The 17743-nt window shown below is 61.7% G+C and carries 16 protein-coding genes and 1 pseudogene; 8 read left to right on the plus strand and 9 right to left on the minus strand.

The genetic code is table 11. From position 1 onward, the window contains the following. Positions 1-45 precede the first annotated feature (45 nt). The 3 genes from BLW71_RS13915 to rsmD form a co-directional block, all read right to left on the minus strand. Complete coding sequence (locus BLW71_RS13915; protein WP_091800830.1) at positions 46-1032, minus strand: tyrosine-type recombinase/integrase; 987 nt, start codon at positions 1030-1032, stop codon at positions 46-48. A gap of 204 nt (positions 1033-1236) precedes the next feature. Continuing rightward, positions 1237-1752, minus strand: coding sequence for a pantetheine-phosphate adenylyltransferase (gene coaD, locus BLW71_RS13920; protein ID WP_091796829.1), 516 nt, complete (start codon positions 1750-1752; stop codon positions 1237-1239). Positions 1753-1863: 111 nt separating this feature from the next. Then, entirely contained in the window at positions 1864-2478 is a 615-nt protein-coding gene (rsmD, locus tag BLW71_RS13925; RefSeq protein WP_091796830.1) for a 16S rRNA (guanine(966)-N(2))-methyltransferase RsmD, read from the minus strand. Positions 2479-2719: 241 nt separating this feature from the next. On the opposite strand from rsmD, the gene ftsY reads away from it, so the two are divergent. Next, complete coding sequence (ftsY, locus tag BLW71_RS13930; RefSeq protein ID WP_091796831.1) at positions 2720-3886, plus strand: signal recognition particle-docking protein FtsY; 1167 nt, start codon at positions 2720-2722, stop codon at positions 3884-3886. A 125-nt stretch (positions 3887-4011) separates the two neighbouring features. Here the strand turns inward: ftsY and maiA are convergent, their stop codons facing one another. After that, a complete protein-coding gene (gene maiA, locus BLW71_RS13935) occupies positions 4012-4656 on the minus strand; it encodes a maleylacetoacetate isomerase (protein WP_091796832.1) in 645 nt (214 codons plus the stop codon). Positions 4657-4681: 25 nt separating this feature from the next. Continuing rightward, complete coding sequence (locus tag BLW71_RS13940; RefSeq protein WP_091796833.1) at positions 4682-5380, minus strand: fumarylacetoacetate hydrolase family protein; 699 nt, start codon at positions 5378-5380, stop codon at positions 4682-4684. A 228-nt stretch (positions 5381-5608) separates the two neighbouring features. On the opposite strand from BLW71_RS13940, the gene ybiB reads away from it, so the two are divergent. Beyond that, positions 5609-6580 (plus strand): DNA-binding protein YbiB, encoded by a 972-nt coding sequence (gene ybiB / locus BLW71_RS13945; protein ID WP_091800833.1) that lies wholly within the window; start codon positions 5609-5611, stop codon positions 6578-6580. A 490-nt stretch (positions 6581-7070) separates the two neighbouring features. Next, positions 7071-8087: pseudogene (locus BLW71_RS13950) on the plus strand (2-isopropylmalate synthase); the annotation flags it as partial. Between the two features lie 285 nt (positions 8088-8372). Here the strand turns inward: BLW71_RS13950 and BLW71_RS13955 are convergent. Both BLW71_RS13955 and BLW71_RS13960 read right to left on the minus strand, forming a co-directional pair. After that, positions 8373-8756 (minus strand): nuclear transport factor 2 family protein, encoded by a 384-nt coding sequence (locus BLW71_RS13955; RefSeq protein WP_091796835.1) that lies wholly within the window; start codon positions 8754-8756, stop codon positions 8373-8375. A gap of 43 nt (positions 8757-8799) precedes the next feature. Beyond that, a complete protein-coding gene (locus BLW71_RS13960; protein WP_091796836.1) occupies positions 8800-9363 on the minus strand; it encodes an acyloxyacyl hydrolase in 564 nt (187 codons plus the stop codon). 363 nt (positions 9364-9726) lie between these two features. Here BLW71_RS13960 and rpoH point away from each other — a divergent pair, with 363 nt between their 5' ends. The 5 genes from rpoH (at position 9727) to cydX (ending at position 14181) form a co-directional block, all read left to right on the plus strand. Beyond that, entirely contained in the window at positions 9727-10662 is a 936-nt protein-coding gene (gene rpoH / locus BLW71_RS13965) for an RNA polymerase sigma factor RpoH (RefSeq protein WP_091796837.1), read from the plus strand. 347 nt (positions 10663-11009) lie between these two features. Further along, a complete protein-coding gene (gene cydP / locus BLW71_RS13970; protein WP_091796838.1) occupies positions 11010-11270 on the plus strand; it encodes a cytochrome oxidase putative small subunit CydP in 261 nt (86 codons plus the stop codon). Next, entirely contained in the window at positions 11260-12864 is a 1605-nt protein-coding gene (locus tag BLW71_RS13975; RefSeq protein ID WP_091796839.1) for a cytochrome ubiquinol oxidase subunit I, read from the plus strand. Before cydP ends, BLW71_RS13975 begins: the two co-directional genes overlap by 11 nt. 35 nt (positions 12865-12899) lie before the next feature. Beyond that, positions 12900-14036, plus strand: a complete 1137-nt coding sequence (cydB, locus tag BLW71_RS13980; protein WP_091796840.1) for a cytochrome d ubiquinol oxidase subunit II — start codon at positions 12900-12902, stop codon at positions 14034-14036. A 28-nt stretch (positions 14037-14064) separates the two neighbouring features. Further along, positions 14065-14181, plus strand: coding sequence for a cytochrome bd-I oxidase subunit CydX (gene cydX, locus BLW71_RS13985; protein ID WP_091796841.1), 117 nt, complete (start codon positions 14065-14067; stop codon positions 14179-14181). A gap of 128 nt (positions 14182-14309) precedes the next feature. Here cydX and BLW71_RS13990 read toward each other — a convergent pair whose 3' ends face one another. Then, positions 14310-15632, minus strand: a complete 1323-nt coding sequence (locus BLW71_RS13990) for a DUF1996 domain-containing protein (protein WP_091796842.1) — start codon at positions 15630-15632, stop codon at positions 14310-14312. Positions 15633-15736: 104 nt separating this feature from the next. After that, entirely contained in the window at positions 15737-17680 is a 1944-nt protein-coding gene (nagE, locus tag BLW71_RS13995; RefSeq protein ID WP_286161995.1) for an N-acetylglucosamine-specific PTS transporter subunit IIBC, read from the minus strand. Positions 17681-17743: the final 63 nt, after the last annotated feature.

A 17743-nucleotide genomic window follows, 5' to 3' on the forward strand; every position in this document is an offset into this window, starting at 1 on the left:
TACACAACCTCGCAGAACGAACAGCAGGGGGACGCCCTTCCATTCTCAGCCGAGCTTTTGAGCTAGCTCCCTTGCAGACACATGGTAATAGCGCTTTAACATTTGCACATTGGAATGCCCGGTTACGGATGCGAGTTCGATAACGTTCGGCAGCCTCTTCGCTAGGTTCGTTGTTGCCATATGCCGCAGATCGTGGAAATGAAAGTCTTCGATACCGGCGCGTCTGCAGGCTCGCGGCCATGCACACAAAACGACGTTCTGACTGATGGGGATAACACGCTCCTCAACACGCTCAAGGCGGTCCAAAATTGCGATCGCAGCAGTACTCAACGGCACGTGCCGGTCCTTTCCGTTCTTTGTCATAGGCAGATATGCAATTCGGTCCTCAAGGTCAACGTGCTTCCACAGCAGAGACAACAATTCCCCCTGACGCATCGCGGTTTCGAGCGCGAGTTTAATTAGTGGTACCAACCATTTGCTGCGCAAATCGTGCCGTTCAGCATTTAGTTCATGCATCAGGCGATCGATCTCAGTTGGTTTCAATATGCGGCTTCTACCGGGCGGCAATCGCGGTCTTTTCACAAGCTTTGCCGGATTGGTCATACTGAGGCCCCATTCACGTTGCGCGTGCGTGATAACAGCGCTAATCGTTGCAAGCTCTCGACATACGCTCGAATTCGATGCGCCCTTTAGACGCTGATCTCGATAGTCAGCAAGCACGCTGGTCGTGAGGTTGCGCATACTGTACTCAGCGATTTTCTGCCGCATCATTTTGCCGATACGATATTCCTCGCTGCGGCGACTGTGCTTTGACGGCGTAACCGACTCTCTATATCGCTCTAACAGTTTGCCGAACGTTATGTCGGTTGTGCTGGCCGGATCGACCCACGTTCCGTCATCCATTGCAGTTTCGACAGAACGTGCCCAAACTTGCCCTTCCGCTTTCGTTGCAAACGATTTGTACTGGGTAGGAAATCCCTTACGGACTACCTTCACTTGCCAACGGCCATTGCGTTGACTGAATGTGGCCATGTTTTGCTCCCGATGTTGCATAGGTGTTGCAAAACATGATTTCGGCGCAATCGAAAATGCTGGCAAGCCTTGAGCTACGGTCAATTGATAATATGACCCTAATTTTCAATTGATGCACTCGTCGGTAATCATCAAGGCCATACTTCTCTCACTTCACGCTGGCCGCAGCCAGCTTTGATCCGTCAAACCGACAGTTTACGCCGGTTACGGTTGCCCCGCCGAAGCGCCGTTGGCCGGGTCCAGCGCGGCGACCTTTTCCTTCAGCCATTGCTCGACCGACGGGAACACGAATTTGCTGACATCGCCGCCCAGTTGGGCAATTTCGCGCACGATCGTGCCCGAAATGAACTGGTATTGATCGGACGGCGTCATGAACATGGTTTCGACATCAGGCAGCAAATAGCGATTCATGCCGGCCATCTGGAACTCATATTCGAAGTCCGACACGGCCCGCAAGCCACGCACGATCACCCGCGCGTTATTGCTGCGCACGAAATCCTTCAATAGCCCCTTGAAACTCATTACCTGAACGTTCGGGTAGTGCCCGAGCACTTCGTGAGCAATGTCGAGGCGCTCTTCGAGCGTAAAAAATGGCTTTTTGTTACGGCTGTCGGCGACGCCGACCACCAGCGTGTCGAAAATGCTCGACGCGCGCCGAACGAGGTCTTCGTGACCGCGCGTCAGCGGATCGAACGTGCCCGGGTACACGGCGACTACCATGAGACTTCTCCTCTCTTCAGACAAAGGGCACGTCAAAGCGTCCACGCGACGCATTTGGCAGCGACCGCGCACGTGACGGCAGACCGCCCGGCGCTTGTTTTGGAACGCGCATTATTCCTTATTTTCGCGCTGCAGCAAATGAAAGTGGACAGCGCCCGCTTTCCCTTGCCGCACGATTTCCCACCCGGCGAGCGTCTCGTTTCCCTCTACTTCGAGCGCCTCGCCGGCTTCCACGTAAAGAAATCCGTCTGCACTGACGAGCGGCACCGCGAGTGCGAGCGCCTTGCCGAGCAGATCTTCGCCGAACGGCGGGTCGAGAAACACCACGTCGAATGAACCGGGCGCGAGACTCGCGGCAAGACGCAAACCGTCGGCTTCAGCAATTTCGATCGTGCGCGCCGACAGGCGTTCCTGATTAGCGCGCAACTGGCTGGCGGCCCGCGCATTGCGCTCCACCATCAACACCCGGGCGGCGCCGCGCGACGCGGCCTCGAAGCCCAGCGCGCCGCTGCCAGCGAACAGATCGAGGCAGCGCTGGCCGTCCAGATTCTGGCCCAGCCAGTTGAACAGCGTCTCGCGCACGCGGTCGGGCGTGGGGCGCAGGCCGTCGAGATCGAGCACGGGCAAAGGCGTGCGCTTCCAGTCACCGCCGATGATACGGATGGCGTGCGGCTTGCCGCCTTTGGACGAAGCGCCATGGGCGCGTGAAGGTGCAGAACGGGGCATGCAGTTTCGATTACGTTTTGAAAGCGCCCGCAACGTCGATACGTGAGGGCCGGAGCGCCAACGTTACCACAGCGACGCTGCGCGTCCAGCCTGGCCGTTCGGCCGATACGACGGGCAGCGGCGCGCCTGATAAAATATGCGGCTTCCAGCGCCTTGCATCCCGCATCGCAACGCTGCCTGCCGCTCCCGCCGGTCTCATGCCGGCTGCGCGCATCGGCGCGCGCTCTCACCACGCCAGATCATGTTCAGCTTTTTCAAACGATTCAAGGGTTCGAAAGAGTCCGATAACGCGCCAGAAGAGTCGCAATCCGCGCCAGAAGCCCCGGCGCCCGAAGCCGCCGTGCAGGCGCCTGCGCCGGTCGCGCCGGCCACCCCGCGTCCGGCGGCGGCTCCGGCTCGCGTCGAGGCGCCTGCTGCGGCCGCTCCGGCGGCAATCGAGCCCGAGCCGGAAGATTCCGCGCCCGAAACCGTCGAAATCGTTCCGCCTCCGCTGCAGGACGCAGGCGCGAAGCGCTCATGGCTGACACGCCTGAAGACTGGTTTGTCGAAAACGAGTTCGAGCCTGACCGGCATCTTTGTCGGCACGAAGATCGACGAGGATCTGTACGAAGAGCTCGAAACCGCGCTGCTGATGTCGGACGCGGGCGTCGACGCCACCGAATTCCTGCTCGAAGCGCTGCGCGAAAAAGTGCGCGCCGAGCGCCTCACCGAACCGCAGCAGGTCAAGGCGGCGCTGCGCACACTGCTGGTCGACCTGCTCAAGCCGCTTGAAAAATCGCTTATGCTCGGCCGCGCGCAGCCGCTCGTCATGATGATCGCGGGCGTCAACGGCGCGGGCAAAACCACCAGCATCGGCAAGCTCGCCAAACATCTGCAAAGCTTCGATCAGTCGGTGCTGCTGGCTGCGGGCGACACGTTCCGCGCCGCCGCGCGCGAGCAACTGGCCATCTGGGGCCAGCGCAACAACGTGACCGTGGTGTCGCAGGAGAGCGGCGATCCGGCCGCCGTGATCTTCGACGCGGTCGGCGCCGCGCGTGCGCGCAAGATCGACGTGATGATGGCGGACACGGCCGGTCGGCTGCCGACCCAGTTGCATCTCATGGAAGAATTGCGCAAGGTGAAACGCGTGATCGGCAAGGCACAAGACGGCGCGCCGCACGAGGTACTGCTGGTGATCGACGCCAACACCGGCCAGAACGCACTCACGCAAGTGAAAGCTTTCGACGATGCGCTCGGCCTCACCGGCCTGATCGTCACCAAGCTCGACGGCACGGCGAAAGGCGGCATTCTGGCCGCGATCGCCCGGCAGCGTCCGATTCCGGTGTACTTCATCGGCGTTGGCGAAAAGGTCGAGGACTTGCAGCCGTTCAGCGCGGAAGAGTTTTCCGACGCGTTGCTGGGTGGCTAACGCTACAGCGCTTAGAGCGACTGCGACTGCAGCGACGGCCGAAACAGCAAAGAAGGGCACTCCGCGGAGTGCCCTTTTTTACCCCGCCGCCCCGATCAGACCGGAGCAAGCCGGATCGTGCAGGCTTACTCGGTGTCGGGCTGCACGCCTGGCGCCGCGCGGGCAAACGCATCAAGTTGCATTGCGTAGTCGTAGATGCGCTGGATCGTCGGAAACTTCGCGGTGTCGACCTTGAAGCGTTGCGCGTTGAACACCTGCGGAATCAGGCAGGTATCGGCGATCGTGGGCGTATCGCCAAAACACAGCTTGCCGGTACGCGAGTCGCCCGCGACGTGTGCTTCGAACGTCGCGAAACCTGCTTCCACCCAATGCCGGTACCACGCGTCCTTGGCATCGTCGTCGACACACAAGGTGTGCTTCAGATACTTCAGCACGCGCAGATTGTTCAGCGGATGAATCTCGCACGCCACCTGCAGTGCCAGCGCACGCACATACGCGCGATCGGCCGGCGCCACGGGCAGCAGAGGCGGCTCAGGGTGCGTCTCTTCCAGATACTCGATGATCGCGAGCGACTGCGGCATCACGTCGTTGCCGTCGACGAAGGTCGGCACGATGCCGTCCACATTCACTTTCCGGTATTCGGGCTTCAACTGCTCGCCGCCGTCGCGCACGAGGTGGACCGGCACGTAGTCATACGGCAGATTCTTCACGTTCAGCGCAATACGCACGCGATAGGACGCCGAACTACGGAAATAGCTGTAGAGCTTCATGTTGTCTGTCTCCCCCAACCGGCCGTCAGACGACGCGCACGCTGAGCTCGCCGAGCCCGTCCACGCCGCCCTTCATCAGATCGCCCGGCACCACCGCGCCGACGCCTTCCGGCGTGCCGGTGAAAATCAGATCACCGGGTTGCAATTCGAACAGCGTCGACAGATAAGCGACCGTCTCGGCCACCGACCAGATCAGTTGCGACACGTCCGAGCTTTGCTTTTCCTCGCCGTTGACCGACAACCAGATCGCGCCCTTGCCGACATGGCCGACCGTGGCCGCCGGATGGATCGGGCCGAGCGGCGCCGAGTGATCGAAGCCCTTCGCGGTGTCCCACGGACGGCCGAGCTTTTTCGCTTCCGCCTGCAGATCGCGACGCGTCATGTCCAGACCGAGCGCGTAGCCGTAGACGTGGTCGAGCGCGGTTTCGGCCGGAATGTTCTTGCCGCCCTTGCCGATCGCCGCCACCATTTCCATTTCGAAATGGACGTTTTTCGACTGCGACGGATAAGGAAACTCCCCGGTGGCGCCAGGCGCGACGTACAGCACGGCGTCAGCCGGCTTGGTGAAGAAGAACGGCGGTTCGCGATCAGGATCGTGTCCCATCTCCCGCGCATGTGCCTCGTAATTGCGGCCCACGCAGTAGATGCGACGCACCGCGAATTGCTCGCTGGATCCCACCACCGGCACCGCGACCACCGGTGCGGGTGCAAACACGTAACTCATCCCGTTCTCCGTTCGTTGATGTATGCCGCCAGCGCGGCAATAAAACATCGAGTGTAACGCGCGGCAAAGCGCCGCGCGCAGCAGTTCGGCGTGAACCGGCAAGGCCCGAACCGCGGACGCGCTGCCTCGCCGGATCGCCATAGATGCGATACTCACACTGAATAGCGTCTCTTGAATACCATGGCCGACCGCTCCGAGGCGGCACGCCAATACGTCCCACTGCGCCCGATGACCGACTCCGCCGACACCGCCAATCCCTTCCCCTGCGCCCGCTTCATCAAGGAAATCGGCCGGGGCCCCAACGGCGCCCGCGCGCTGACTGCCGACGATACGCGCGCCCTCTACACCGCCATGCTCGACGGCCGCGTGGCCGATCTCGAACTCGGCGCGGTGTTGCTCGCGTATCGCGTGAAGGGCGAAACCGCCGACGAACTCGCCGCGATGCTGGCCGGCGCGCATGCGTCGTTCGAGCCGGTTCATCTGCCGCACGGCGCGTTTCGGCCCGTGTCGATACCCACCTACAACGGCGCGCGCAAGCAGCCGAATCTGGTGCCGCTGCTCGCCCTGCTGCTGGCTCGCGAAGGCGTGCCGGTGCTGGTGCATGGCGTAACCGAAGATCCGGGCCGCGTGACGAGCGCGGAAATCTTCACGCATCTGCAGATTCCGCACGCGCGCTCGCTCGCCGACATCGAAGACGGTCTCGCCGAGCGCCGCCTTGCGTTCGCGCCGATCGACATGCTCGCGCCGAAACTCGCGCGCCTGCTCGCGCTGCGCCGGCGCATGGGCGTGCGTAATTCGACGCACACGCTGGTAAAGATTCTGCAACCGTTCGCGCCCGCGGGATTGCGCCTCGTGAACTACACGCACCCGCCCTATCGCGACAGTCTCACTCAACTGTTCAACACACACCCGGACGCGGCAGCCGGCGGCGCCCTGCTCGCGCGCGGTACGGAAGGCGAAGCGGTGGCGGATACGCGCCGTCAGGTGCAGGTCGACTGGCTGCACGACGGGATCTGCGAAACACGCGTGCCGCATGAACGCTCGTCGCCCGATGCGCCGGAAGTCGACTTGCCCGAGGCCAAAGACGCGCCGACGACAGCCGCCTGGATCAGCGCCGTCCTGCGTGGCGAGGCGCCGGTGCCGAGCGCGATCGAACGGCAGGTCGAACTGATCGTGGACGTCGCCAGAATGCCGGTGTGACGGCCTCGCAGTAAGCGCGACGACTCGCTCGCCGTCGCCCGGCGCGAGCGCGGCGGGTTGACACGCTGTCGCGCGCCGTCATACATTAGACCCATGCGTTCCCTTCCGAACACCCTCCGAATTACCTCCGGCCGCCTAGCGCGGCCCCTATCGCTACGCCTAGCGTAAGTCAGGCGTAGCGTCGGCGCGTCGGCAACCGCGTTGCCTTCGTCCGGTCCTCCCAGCTGTTCCCGTTTCATCCCAAAGCGTAGTTCTTCACCACCCGTAGTCGTTTGCATTCGTCCGTTTACCGCGCGGACGAAGCACGAGGATCAAATGCACGTCGCATGGGCCATCTCCACGTCCGTTTTCGCCATCTCGATGACGCTGTTCGTTCGCGCCCGTTCGTTACTGCCGCTAACCACCGGTTGGCGGACGGTGCACCCGTGGCAGTCCGCCAACCGCTCGACGCCACACCCTTTTGCAGACGACACCACGAACGAGGCTCACCATGTTGCGCAATCCCGCTGAAAAATACCGCCCCTTCCCCGCTGTACGACTGACCGGCCGCAAATGGCCGAGCCGCACGATCAACCAGGCGCCGGTCTGGATGAGCACCGATTTGCGCGACGGCAACCAGGCGCTCATCGAGCCGATGAACGCCGCACAAAAACTCGAATTCTTCGAGATGCTGGTCGCAATCGGTTTCAAGGAGATCGAGGTGGGCTATCCGTCGGCATCGCAAACGGATTTCGATTTCGTCCGCAAGCTGATCGAGGAAAACCGCATTCCCGACGACGTGACGATCGAGGTGTTCATGCCATCGCGAGCGGAACTGATCGCGCGCACATTCGAAGCGCTGGAAGGCGTGCCGCGCGCGATCGTGCATTTGTACAACGCAATCTGCCCGACGTTTCGCCGGATCGTTTTCAACCAGTCGAAGGCTGAAATCAAGGCGCTGGCCGTGGAGGGCACGCAAATCATCAAGGCCCATGCGCAGGCGCGGCCCGGCACGCACTGGACCTTCCAGTACTCGCCCGAAACGTTCAATACCGCCGAGCTGCCGTTTTCGCGCGAGGTATGCGACGCGGTGGCGCAGACATGGCGGCCCACGCGCGATCACAAAATGATCGTCAACCTTCCCGCGAGCGTGGAGGCGGCGACGCCGAACGTATTCGCCGACCAGATCGAATGGATGGATCGCAATCTCGCCTATCGCGACAGCATCGTGCTGTCCGTGCATCCGCATAACGATCGCGGCACCGCCGTGGCCGCCGCGGAACTGGCGCTGCTGGCGGGTGCGGACCGCGTCGAAGGCTGTCTGTTCGGCAACGGCGAGCGCACCGGCAATGTCGATCTCGTCGCGCTCGCGATGAATCTGGCTACGCAAGGCATCGACACGGGGCTCGATTTCTCGGATATGGCGGCGATCCGGCGCGTGGTGGAGCGGTGCAACCAGTTGCCGGTGGATCCGCGGCACCCGTATGCGGGCGATACGGTGATTCAGGCGAAGCATGGGGCGCGTCAAGGCGTCGCGGCGGAAAAGACTGTCATGGTCGAGGCCGAAACGATGGGTAGTCGCGAGTGGAGCGGTGTGGATCAGGAGAGCGTCGCGGCCTGACAATCTGGCTCCGGGAGAGGCCTTGGGTAAGGCCTCGAATCAGGCCGCAAGTGAGGCCGCGATCAGCCCCACGCCGAAGCCAAAGCGGCACATGCGCGGGACACACGCAAACCACAAGCGAGCTACCCGCTCGCTCGTGGCAACCGGACGCTCAAAAGGCGCAACCGGCCCGATAGAGTGAGCTCAAAAGGTTCACTCGATTGCGCAACGCGTCGCTTGCCAGGCGATCAGGCGCCATTGCCCGTCTTCCTGCGTATGGATCGCCGTGTAGGCAATCGGAAACAGCAGCGCGCCGTTGTTCGCTTCCATTTCGATCAAAGCCCGGCCGGTGACCACGCAGGTTTCCCGCCCGACCGGCAGCAGATCTTGCGACTGCACCTCGATCTGCCGATAGCGGCGGCGCCCCGCGACAATCCCGTCGATGAACTGCCGCTTCGTTTCCCGCTTGCCGTTCGTGTGAACGTAGCTCACGTTATCCGCGAGCAGCGAGTCGAGCGACTGGCCGTCGCCGTCGACCATTGCACGAAAACGCTCTCGCTCGACCGCGCGAATCGCTTCGAATATCTTTGCCACCATCGCTCAGCCCCTCGCACCGATGAGCCGAACGTGGCCACGGTCGTCAGAAGTTATATTGCAGATATAGCTGGTGGAAATTTATACCAGGATTCGGCTCTTTGATACCGCCGTTGGAAATATGCTGGAAGCGATATCCCGCCTGATACTGCTGGCGGTTGCCGAACTGCATGCCCACACCGGCCATGTCGGCGAACTGGAACGCCGTGCCCAGCGTGAAGGTCGAAGATAGCCGAGGGCTCGAAAGCAAGCGGATGCCCGCGCCCACCTCGGCATACGGGCGGATCGGGCCCGATTCCTTGATGAAGCGGATGATCGGCGTCACGCCAACCTCGGCGATATTGTCGTGCACGTTGCCTTCGTTGGTGTGCCACCATGCCACATGCGCTTCGCCGATCAGCGAGAAATGCCAGTCGCCGATCTGCCACCAGGTCAGATCCGGATCCCAGACGATTCCCAGATCGAGTTTCTTGACGTGACGATCGCCGAGTCCACCGGCCACCTGTACGCCGAACTGGTCCGCCGAAGCCAATGCCGACATTCCCACCAGTACCGCCCCTGTCGCAATTTTTAGAGCCAGACCACGCAAAACATTCTTTTTGTTGTTCATCTAACACCCGCTCTCCGCCGAACGTTGAACAATTCGTAACAGTTCTGCGTATTCTAAGGTCAATCTCGATTAAGTGGATCGTATGAAGGAATCCAATTTTTCGCAATTAGTCACTTCAAATTCAGCAAATATCGGTCACTTATCGTCTCAAATGCGCTTTGACAGGTAACTTCTACGCTCCAAACAGAGGTGCTGAAGAAGGCGTACCATGGCTATTGGATCGTGAATTTCAATAGCGATTTGCGGAACCTAGAAGGCCCTACGCCCTCTAAGTATTAGCACTCGGTAAATCAGAGTGCTAACATCCAACGCTGGAGTCGTTACCTGAACAAGCTTTTGTCTGATTCCAAAGGAGTTTCCTACGTGAGCCATGCAATGACCCTTCCGAGTACTCTGAGCCCGTCGTCGGCTAAGGCCGCTTCGGCAGGTGCGCTGGCGCTCTCGCATTCCTCGCTGCTGCCCGGTCAACTGGGCAATATCGACGCCTACATCCAGGCCGTAAATCGGATTCCGATGCTGACGCCGGCGGAAGAACGCCAGTTCGCCACCGAATTTCGCGAGCAGGACAACCTCGAGTCCGCGCGCCGTCTCGTCCTGTCGCACCTGCGGCTGGTCGTATCGATCGCGCGCAACTATCTGGGTTATGGACTGCCGCACGCCGACCTGATCCAGGAAGGCAATATCGGCCTGATGAAGGCCGTGAAGCGCTTCGATCCGGAGCAGAACGTGCGCCTCGTGTCGTACGCCATGCACTGGATCAAGGCCGAGATCCACGAATACATTCTGCGCAACTGGCGGATGGTGAAAGTCGCCACGACCAAGGCGCAGCGCAAGCTGTTTTTCAATCTGCGCAGCCACAAGCAAGGGCTGGGCGCGTTCACGCCGGACCAGATCGACGATCTGGCCAAAGAGTTGAACGTGAAGCGCGAAGAAGTTTCCGAAATGGAAACGCGTCTGTCCGGCGGCGACATCGCGCTGGAAGGCCAGGTTGAAGACGGCGAAGAGTCGTACGCACCGATCGCCTATCTGGCCGACTCGCATAGCGAACCGACCGCCGTGCTGGCTTCGCGTCAGCGCGACAAGCTGCAAAGCGACGGTATCGCAAGCGCGCTGGACGCACTGGACGCCCGCAGCCGCCGCATCATCGAGGCTCGCTGGCTGAAGGTGGAAGACGACGGCTCGGGTGGCTCGACGCTGCACGAACTCGCCGACGAGTTTGGCGTATCGGCCGAGCGGATTCGCCAGATCGAGGCGAGCGCAATGAAGAAGATGCGCGGTGCACTCACCGAATATGCGTAAAGCCTGAAGCGTTTCAGCATGCCGGTTCGCCCGGCGCGCGGTAGCCAACCGCTAAAGCCCCGCCCTCGCAAGACGGCGGGGCTTTTTTTCGCCCGCGCCGCCGCATGCCCCCCCAGGCGCCCGCATGCGTGCAACCCAATGCAAGGTCAACGCGTTTCTTGACGTAACACAAACCCGATAGCAATACTGGTCAAACGACGCAAGTCTCGCGACCCAATGCCGCAGCACGGAACCGTTGCGCGCGAGGTTCTGCTCCTAGAATCGGGATGCATTCGCCAGACCGTTGATGCGTTCAAGCGGCTTGGCGCCAGCCGGATTCACCGGTGTGAAGTTGCCTTCTACCGATCATGACCATAGCCCTCAATCGCAATACCGTCCGCCGCCCGAGCCTGCGCAAGAGGTTCCACGGCTGGGTGCGCGGTCCGACGTTGGCGCGGGACATCGCCATCGTCCTCGCCATCAAATTCGCACTGCTGATGGCGCTCAAATACGCGTTCTTCAACCATCCACAGGCAGAGCACATGTCGCTCCCGCCTGAGCAAGTCGCGCAGGCGCTGCTGTCCGCGCCTGCCTCGCATCCGTCCCAAGGTGATCAACATGCCCGTTAGCGAAGTCGTAGAACTGTCGCGCCTCCAGTTCGCCATCACGGCGCTCTATCACTTCCTGTTCGTGCCGCTCACGCTCGGCCTGTCCTGGCTGCTCGTCATCATGGAATCCGTCTACGTGATGACCGGCAAGCAGATCTACAAGGACATGACCCAGTTCTGGGGCAAGCTGTTCGGCATCAACTTTGCCATGGGCGTCACCACCGGCCTCACGCTCGAATTCCAGTTCGGCACCAACTGGTCGTACTACTCGCATTACGTGGGCGATATTTTCGGCGTGCCGCTCGCCGTCGAAGGCCTGATGGCGTTCTTCCTCGAGTCCACCTTCGTCGGCCTGTTCTTCTTTGGCTGGAAGCGTCTCTCGAAGGTCCAGCACGTGGGTGTCACGTTCCTCGTCGCGCTCGGCTCGAACCTCTCGGCGCTGTGGATTCTGGTGGCCAACGGCTGGATGAACAATCCGGTCGGCGCCACCTTCAACTATCAGACCATGCGCATGGAGCTCGACAGCATCTTCTCCGTGCTGTTCAATCCGGTCGCGCAGGTCAAGTTCGTGCACACTGTCTCGGCGGGCTATGTGACGGCCTCGATGTTCGTGCTCGGCGTGTCGTCGTGGTATCTGCTCAAGCGCCGCGACACCGAATTCGCGCTGCGCTCGTTCGCGATCGCCGCCGGGTTCGGCCTCGCCTCCACGCTGTGCGTGATCGTGCTCGGCGACGAATCCGGCTACCGCACCGGCGAAGTCCAGCAGGTCAAACTGGCCGCGATCGAATCCGAATGGGAAACCGCGCCTGCGCCGGCACCGTTTACGATCATCGGGATACCGAACCAGAAGGAAGAACGTACCGACTACGCGATCCGGGTTCCCTACGCGCTCGGCCTGATCGCCACGCGCTCACTCGACGAACCCGTGGTCGGCCTGAAGGACCTGATGGTGCGCAACGAGGCGCGCATCAGGAACGGCATGCTCGCCTACGCCGCGCTGCAGAAGCTGAAACAGGGCGACGTCACCGACGAAGCCAAAGCCGCCTTCGACGCGCACAAGCAGGACCTCGGCTACGGCCTGATGCTCAAGCAGTTCACCGCGAACGTCACCGACGCCACGCCCGACCAGATCACCCAGGCCGCAAAGAAAACGATCCCGCCGGTGGCGCCCGTGTTCTTCTCGTTCCGCCTGATGGTGGGCCTCGGCATCCTGTTCCTCGCGACCTTCGTGCTGGCGTTCTGGTTCTGCGCGCAGCGCTCGCTGCTGCTGGAGAAGCGCCGCTGGTTCCTGCGCTGGGCCGTGTGGGCGATTCCGCTGCCGTGGCTCGCGGCGGAATTCGGCTGGATTGTCGCGGAAGTGGGCCGCCAGCCGTGGACCATCGCGGGCATTCTGCCCACCAGCCTGTCGGCCTCGAGCCTGACGGCAGGCGACCTGTATCTGAGTATCGGGGGCTTCGTGGTGTTCTACACGGTGCTGTTCATCATCGAGATCATGCTGATGTTCAAGTATGCGCGGCTCGGTCCCTCGTCGCTGCATACGGGCCGTTACCACCATGAACAACAGCCGCCGAATCAGCCGCTGAACCAGCCGTTGCCGACCAACACGGCCGCCTGATTCGCCGCCACCGAGTTTCAAGGGAAAAGATCATCATGGATTATGCAAGCCTCAAACTCATCTGGTGGGTGCTGATCGGCGTGTTGCTGATCGGCTTTGCGCTCACCGACGGCTTCGACATGGGCGCGGCGATCCTGCTGCCCTTCATCGGCAGGACCGACGCCGAGCGGCGCATTGTCGTCAATACGGTGGGCGCGACCTGGGAAGGCAATCAGGTGTGGCTCATCACCGCCGGCGGCGCGATGTTCGCCGCGTGGCCGCTGGTGTACGCGGCCTCGTTCTCCGGGTTCTACTTCGCGATGCTGCTGGTGCTGTTCTCGCTGTTCTTCCGGCCGGTCGGCTTCGACTACCGCAGCAAGCGTGAAGACCCGCGCTGGCGCAGTGCGTGGGACTGGGCGCTGTTCGTCGGCGGCTTCGTGCCGGCGCTGGTGTTCGGCGTCGCGTTCGGCAACCTGCTGCAAGGCGTGCCGTTCTCGTTCGACACCGACTTGCGCGTCACCTATCACGGCGGCTTCTTCGCGCTGCTCAATCCGTTCGCGGTGCTGTGCGGGCTCGTCAGCGTGTCGATGCTGGCCGCGCACGGCGCCGCCTTCGTGAAGATGAAAGCGGACGATATTGTGGCCGAACGCGCGTCGCTCGCGCTGCGCATCGCTTCGTTCGCGGCCGTGGTGCTGTTCCTGATTGCCGGCGCGCTGATCGCCACGATGATCGGCGGCTACCAGCTGGTCGATGCGGCGCCGCTCGATACGGTTGCCAATCCGCTGCTGAAGAGCGTGATCGGCGCACCGGGCTTGTGGCTCACCAACTACGCCACCTATCCGTGGATGGTGGCCGCTCCCGTAGCCGGCCTGGTGGGCGGCGTGCTGGCCGCGTTGCTCGCGCGGTCGCGCTTTGAAAAGAGCGCGTTCCTGTCGACCTCGCTGATGATCATCGGCGTGATCCTCACGGCGGGCTTCTCGATGTTTCCGTTCATCATGCCCTCCTCGCTCGACGGCCGCAGCAGCCTCACCGTGTGGGATTCGACCTCGAGCCGCATGACGTTGCAGATCATGCTGATTGCCGTGATCGTGTTCCTGCCGATCATCCTGATCTATACGAGCTGGGTGTATCGCGTGATGCGCGGCAAGGTGACTGCGGCAGCGCTCGAAGAAAATCACCATTCGATGTATTGATCGCCAATACGCTTAACAGGAGTTTGTGATGTGGTATTTCAGTTGGATTCTCGGAATCGGCGTGGCGTTAGCGTTCGGCATGATCAACGTGATGTGGCTGGAATCGCGTCGGCCGGTGGAAGCAGGCAAGCATAAGACGCATTGATGCATGCTCAACCGGCCGCGCGCCGGTCGAATAGCCACGCAAAAAAGAAACGGCACCTCGAGGTTCAAGGTGCCGTTTTTTGCGTGGCTAGATGAGAAGCGGTCACGCCCGCTCTCACGTTGCCCACATTACTTCATGAACAGCGCAGGTGTTCGTGTCCCGTCGCGTGAAGAGATCTGAATCGTGCGGCCAGTTGCGTTGCGAATGCACACGCCGATTTGCGACGCCCCCGCTGCGACTTGCGATGCAACGTATCGCGTGATGTCGTTGATGCGCGGCTGCAATGCACTATCCAGGTAGATGCCGCCGATTCGCTGGTTCGTGTTGCAGGCGGCCGCCGTCGGCAGGTTGGCGACATCGTCCCAGTTCGTGGAAGCAGCGTAGATATCCAGCGTCACCGCACTCGTGTCCGTGACGTTCTGCGCAAGTGTCTGCAGATACGAGTTGGTGTACGGATAATCCTTCAGATTGTTGGGCGTCGGGACTTTGATCAGCACGACACTTCCTGCGTCCGAGGTCATCGTGCTATCGCTCGCATGCGTGACGCCGCGGCCATCCACCCACACATCGGCGCTGGCTTTCGAGTAGTACGTCGGGATGCTGTTGCTGCACGCAATGTTCGCATTCGAGCAGTTGTCCACGGCGTACTGCAGCGAATCGGTCTTCCACGCGTTGATGAAGTCCGCATGCGCGGTATACAGGCTTCCCCATTGCGGCACCCACGTGCCATTCACGAAAATCGGATCCATCGACAATTGCGCGGTGGAGAGGTCAGGATCCTGCCCCAAGTCGTACGCAACATTGAGTTGCAGTTCCGGAATCTTGACGGGATAGGCGGCCGGACATTTTCCGTCCGCCTGCCGGTAGGCCATGTTCATGATGTGGCTGGCCATGTTCGGCACAAGAGTGCGGCCGTCCCAGCAATCCGGAAAATGGACCGAGATATCGAGCTGCGCGTAAGTGCCGCTGCTGTCCGTTACGACCGGGCAGTTGGTCGGCGCGATCTGGGTGTAGGAGCCGCCGCGGCACAGATAGTTGATCTGCGGTTTGGGCACGGATGAACGGTGATCGCCAGCCAGCATTTCCAGGCCATCGGGAATCGTGTGCAGCGGCACCACCGGCTGATCGTTCTTGTAGTAGGTCTTCTGATAGCCCGGCACGACAATCCCCGACGCGCGTTTCAATTGCGGAACCCAGTACGAGGAAGGGTCCGCCGCGACATTACAGGTGGTGACCTTGTTGTCGTTCAGGGAGTAGTAGGTACTGTATGCATCGGCGCCCGTGTTGCCAAAAAAGTCGTGCACCATGGCCCTGCCAGGCTGCCCCGGAAAGACGATCGCATCGTCCGGCAGCGTGTGCGAATACGCGCATTGAACATTGAACTGGCCACCGGCGTACGCAGCGCCGGCTGGCAGGAAGAACAAGAGGCAGATTGCCGCTCGCATTGACATGGGTAACTCCTGAGCTTGAACGAAAACGCCTTGCCGGTATGACAAGGCGCTCGAATGTCATTAGTTAGCTTACCCAATTATTTTCAGAATAAACCGTCTCTGCGCTACTGCGCCGCACCGCTGTATATCGGTAACTGCCGTGCATAAAAAAAGCCTCCGGGGTTAACGGAGGCTTTCCGAACATCGTGGCTTGCGAACCGAACCGCCCGATAGACCGAAGTCAGCGCGGTTCGAAGCGTCGATAAAATTACGCGGGCAGCGGCGCCGCACCGGCGCCCGTACCCGGCGCCCGTACCCGGCGACAGACGCGTCGCCAGCTTTTCTGCGTAGCGCTGCGCGGCATCGCCGACGACGATATGGAACGTGTCCGCCGCGACCCATGCTGTGTCGAGCGTCGCCAGGCGTTGACGATCGACCGCCGACGGGTCACGCACGACGATACGCAGACGAGTTGCCGCCACTGCATCCAGCGACACTACGTTGCCCGCGCCGCCAAACACGGCGAGCCAGCGCAACGAATCCGGATCGAGCGGGCCGCCTTGCGCGCCCGATGCCATAGCCGGCGTAACCGGCGCAGCCGCCATAGTAGGAGCCGGAGCAGCAGCCACCTGCTTCACCGCATCGCCGCCGCCTTGCGCGATCACCGTGCGGATTTCGTCCGCGATGATGTCCGCTTCCGGTCCGATGATCACCTGCACATTGGTCGACCCGCGCTTGAGCACGCCGCGTGCGCCAATCGTTTTCAGTTCGTTTTCGGAGACCTTGTTCGAATCGACTACCGACAGACGAAGACGCGTCGTGCACGCATCCACCACCGACAGATTCGCTGCACCGCCGAGCGCGGCGATATAACGCTGCGCGCGCGGCACGGCCGCACCGGCGACCGGCGAAACGAAACCGCCAGCGGCAAACGAGTCGGCCTGTTCGTCGGCTGCGGCCGGCTCGCGGCCCGGCGTCGCCATGTTGAACTTACGGATGAAGAAGCGGAACAGTCCGTAGTACACCACCATATACACGAGGCCGATCGGAATCGCCCACCAGCCTCTCGTCGACAGGCCGTAGTTCAGTACGTAGTCGATTGCGCCCGCGGAGAAGGTGAAGCCGAGGTGAATACCGAGCGCCGAACAGATGGCGAGCGAGAGACCCGTCAGCAGCGCGTGGATCACGTACAGCCCCGGCGCGAGGAACATGAAGCTGAATTCGATCGGCTCGGTCACGCCCGTGAGGAACGACGTGAGCGCCATCGAGAACAGCAGGCCGCCGACCACCGCGCGGCGCTCCTTCGGCGCTTCATGGAACATCGCAAGACAGGCAGCCGGCAGGCCGAACATCATGATCGGGAAGAAGCCCGTCATGAAGGTGCCCGCAGTCGGGTCGCCCGCGAAGAAGCGATGCAGGTCGCCCGTCACCGCCGCGCCGCCCGGCGGCGTGAAGGTGCCGAACACGAACCACGTGAGCGAATTGAGGATGTGATGCAAACCCGTGACGAGCAGCAAACGGTTCAGCACGCCGAACACGAACGCGCCGAGCGCGCCCGCGGTGGTCAGCCAGTGGCCGGCCGTATCGATCACGGCTTGCACCGGTTGCCACACGTAGCCGAACGCTATGCCGAGCACGAGGCACACCACCCCCGTGACAATCGGCACGAAGCGCTTCCCTCCGAAGAAGGCGAGGTAATCGGGCAGCTTGATGTCTTTGTACCTGTTGTACAGCAACCCCGCGACGATACCCGCCACGATCCCGGACAACACGCCCATGTTGAGCTTGTCGTTGATGTCCTTCATCACGGCGACTTCGATCAGATAACCGATCGCACCGGCCAGACCCGCCACGCCGTTGTTGTCTTTCGCGAAGCCGACCGCCACGCCGATCGCGAACAGCAGCGGCAGGTTGTCGAAGATCGCGCCGCCGGCGTCGGCGATCATCTTGATGTTGAACACATCGGGCTGGCCGAGTCGCAGCAGCAGGCCGGCAACCGGCAGCACCGCGATCGGCAGCATCAGCGCGCGTCCCAGCCGCTGAATTTTCAGAAACGGATTCCCATCCATTGATACCTCCAATCCTTTGTCTCTTTGTTAAACGTCGTTGTCGAACGTCGCTATCGCACGTCG

Origin of the sequence: Burkholderia sp. WP9 (assembly GCF_900104795.1) — a bacterium.
In the GTDB taxonomy this organism is placed as follows: Bacteria; Pseudomonadota; Gammaproteobacteria; order Burkholderiales; family Burkholderiaceae; genus Paraburkholderia.

Bases quoted from the DNA above. Each gene is read 5' to 3' on its own strand.
- BLW71_RS13990 (WP_091796842.1), bottom strand. From the start codon at position 15,632: ATGTCAATGCGAGCGGCAATCTGCCTCTTGTTCTTCCTGCCAGCCGGC.
- cydB (WP_091796840.1), top strand. From the start codon at position 12,900: ATGGATTATGCAAGCCTCAAACTCATCTGGTGGGTGCTGATCGGCGTG.
- BLW71_RS13975 (WP_091796839.1), top strand. From the start codon at position 11,260: ATGCCCGTTAGCGAAGTCGTAGAACTGTCGCGCCTCCAGTTCGCCATC.
- nagE (WP_286161995.1), bottom strand. From the start codon at position 17,680: ATGGATGGGAATCCGTTTCTGAAAATTCAGCGGCTGGGACGCGCGCTG.
- maiA (WP_091796832.1), bottom strand. From the start codon at position 4,656: ATGAAGCTCTACAGCTATTTCCGTAGTTCGGCGTCCTATCGCGTGCGT.
- cydP (WP_091796838.1), top strand. From the start codon at position 11,010: ATGACCATAGCCCTCAATCGCAATACCGTCCGCCGCCCGAGCCTGCGC.
- coaD (WP_091796829.1), bottom strand. From the start codon at position 1,752: ATGGTAGTCGCCGTGTACCCGGGCACGTTCGATCCGCTGACGCGCGGT.
- cydX (WP_091796841.1), top strand. From the start codon at position 14,065: ATGTGGTATTTCAGTTGGATTCTCGGAATCGGCGTGGCGTTAGCGTTC.
- ybiB (WP_091800833.1), top strand. From the start codon at position 5,609: ATGACCGACTCCGCCGACACCGCCAATCCCTTCCCCTGCGCCCGCTTC.
- ftsY (WP_091796831.1), top strand. From the start codon at position 2,720: ATGTTCAGCTTTTTCAAACGATTCAAGGGTTCGAAAGAGTCCGATAAC.
- BLW71_RS13960 (WP_091796836.1), bottom strand. From the start codon at position 9,363: ATGAACAACAAAAAGAATGTTTTGCGTGGTCTGGCTCTAAAAATTGCG.
- rsmD (WP_091796830.1), bottom strand. From the start codon at position 2,478: ATGCCCCGTTCTGCACCTTCACGCGCCCATGGCGCTTCGTCCAAAGGC.
- BLW71_RS13940 (WP_091796833.1), bottom strand. From the start codon at position 5,380: ATGAGTTACGTGTTTGCACCCGCACCGGTGGTCGCGGTGCCGGTGGTG.
- BLW71_RS13915 (WP_091800830.1), bottom strand. From the start codon at position 1,032: ATGGCCACATTCAGTCAACGCAATGGCCGTTGGCAAGTGAAGGTAGTC.
- BLW71_RS13955 (WP_091796835.1), bottom strand. From the start codon at position 8,756: ATGGTGGCAAAGATATTCGAAGCGATTCGCGCGGTCGAGCGAGAGCGT.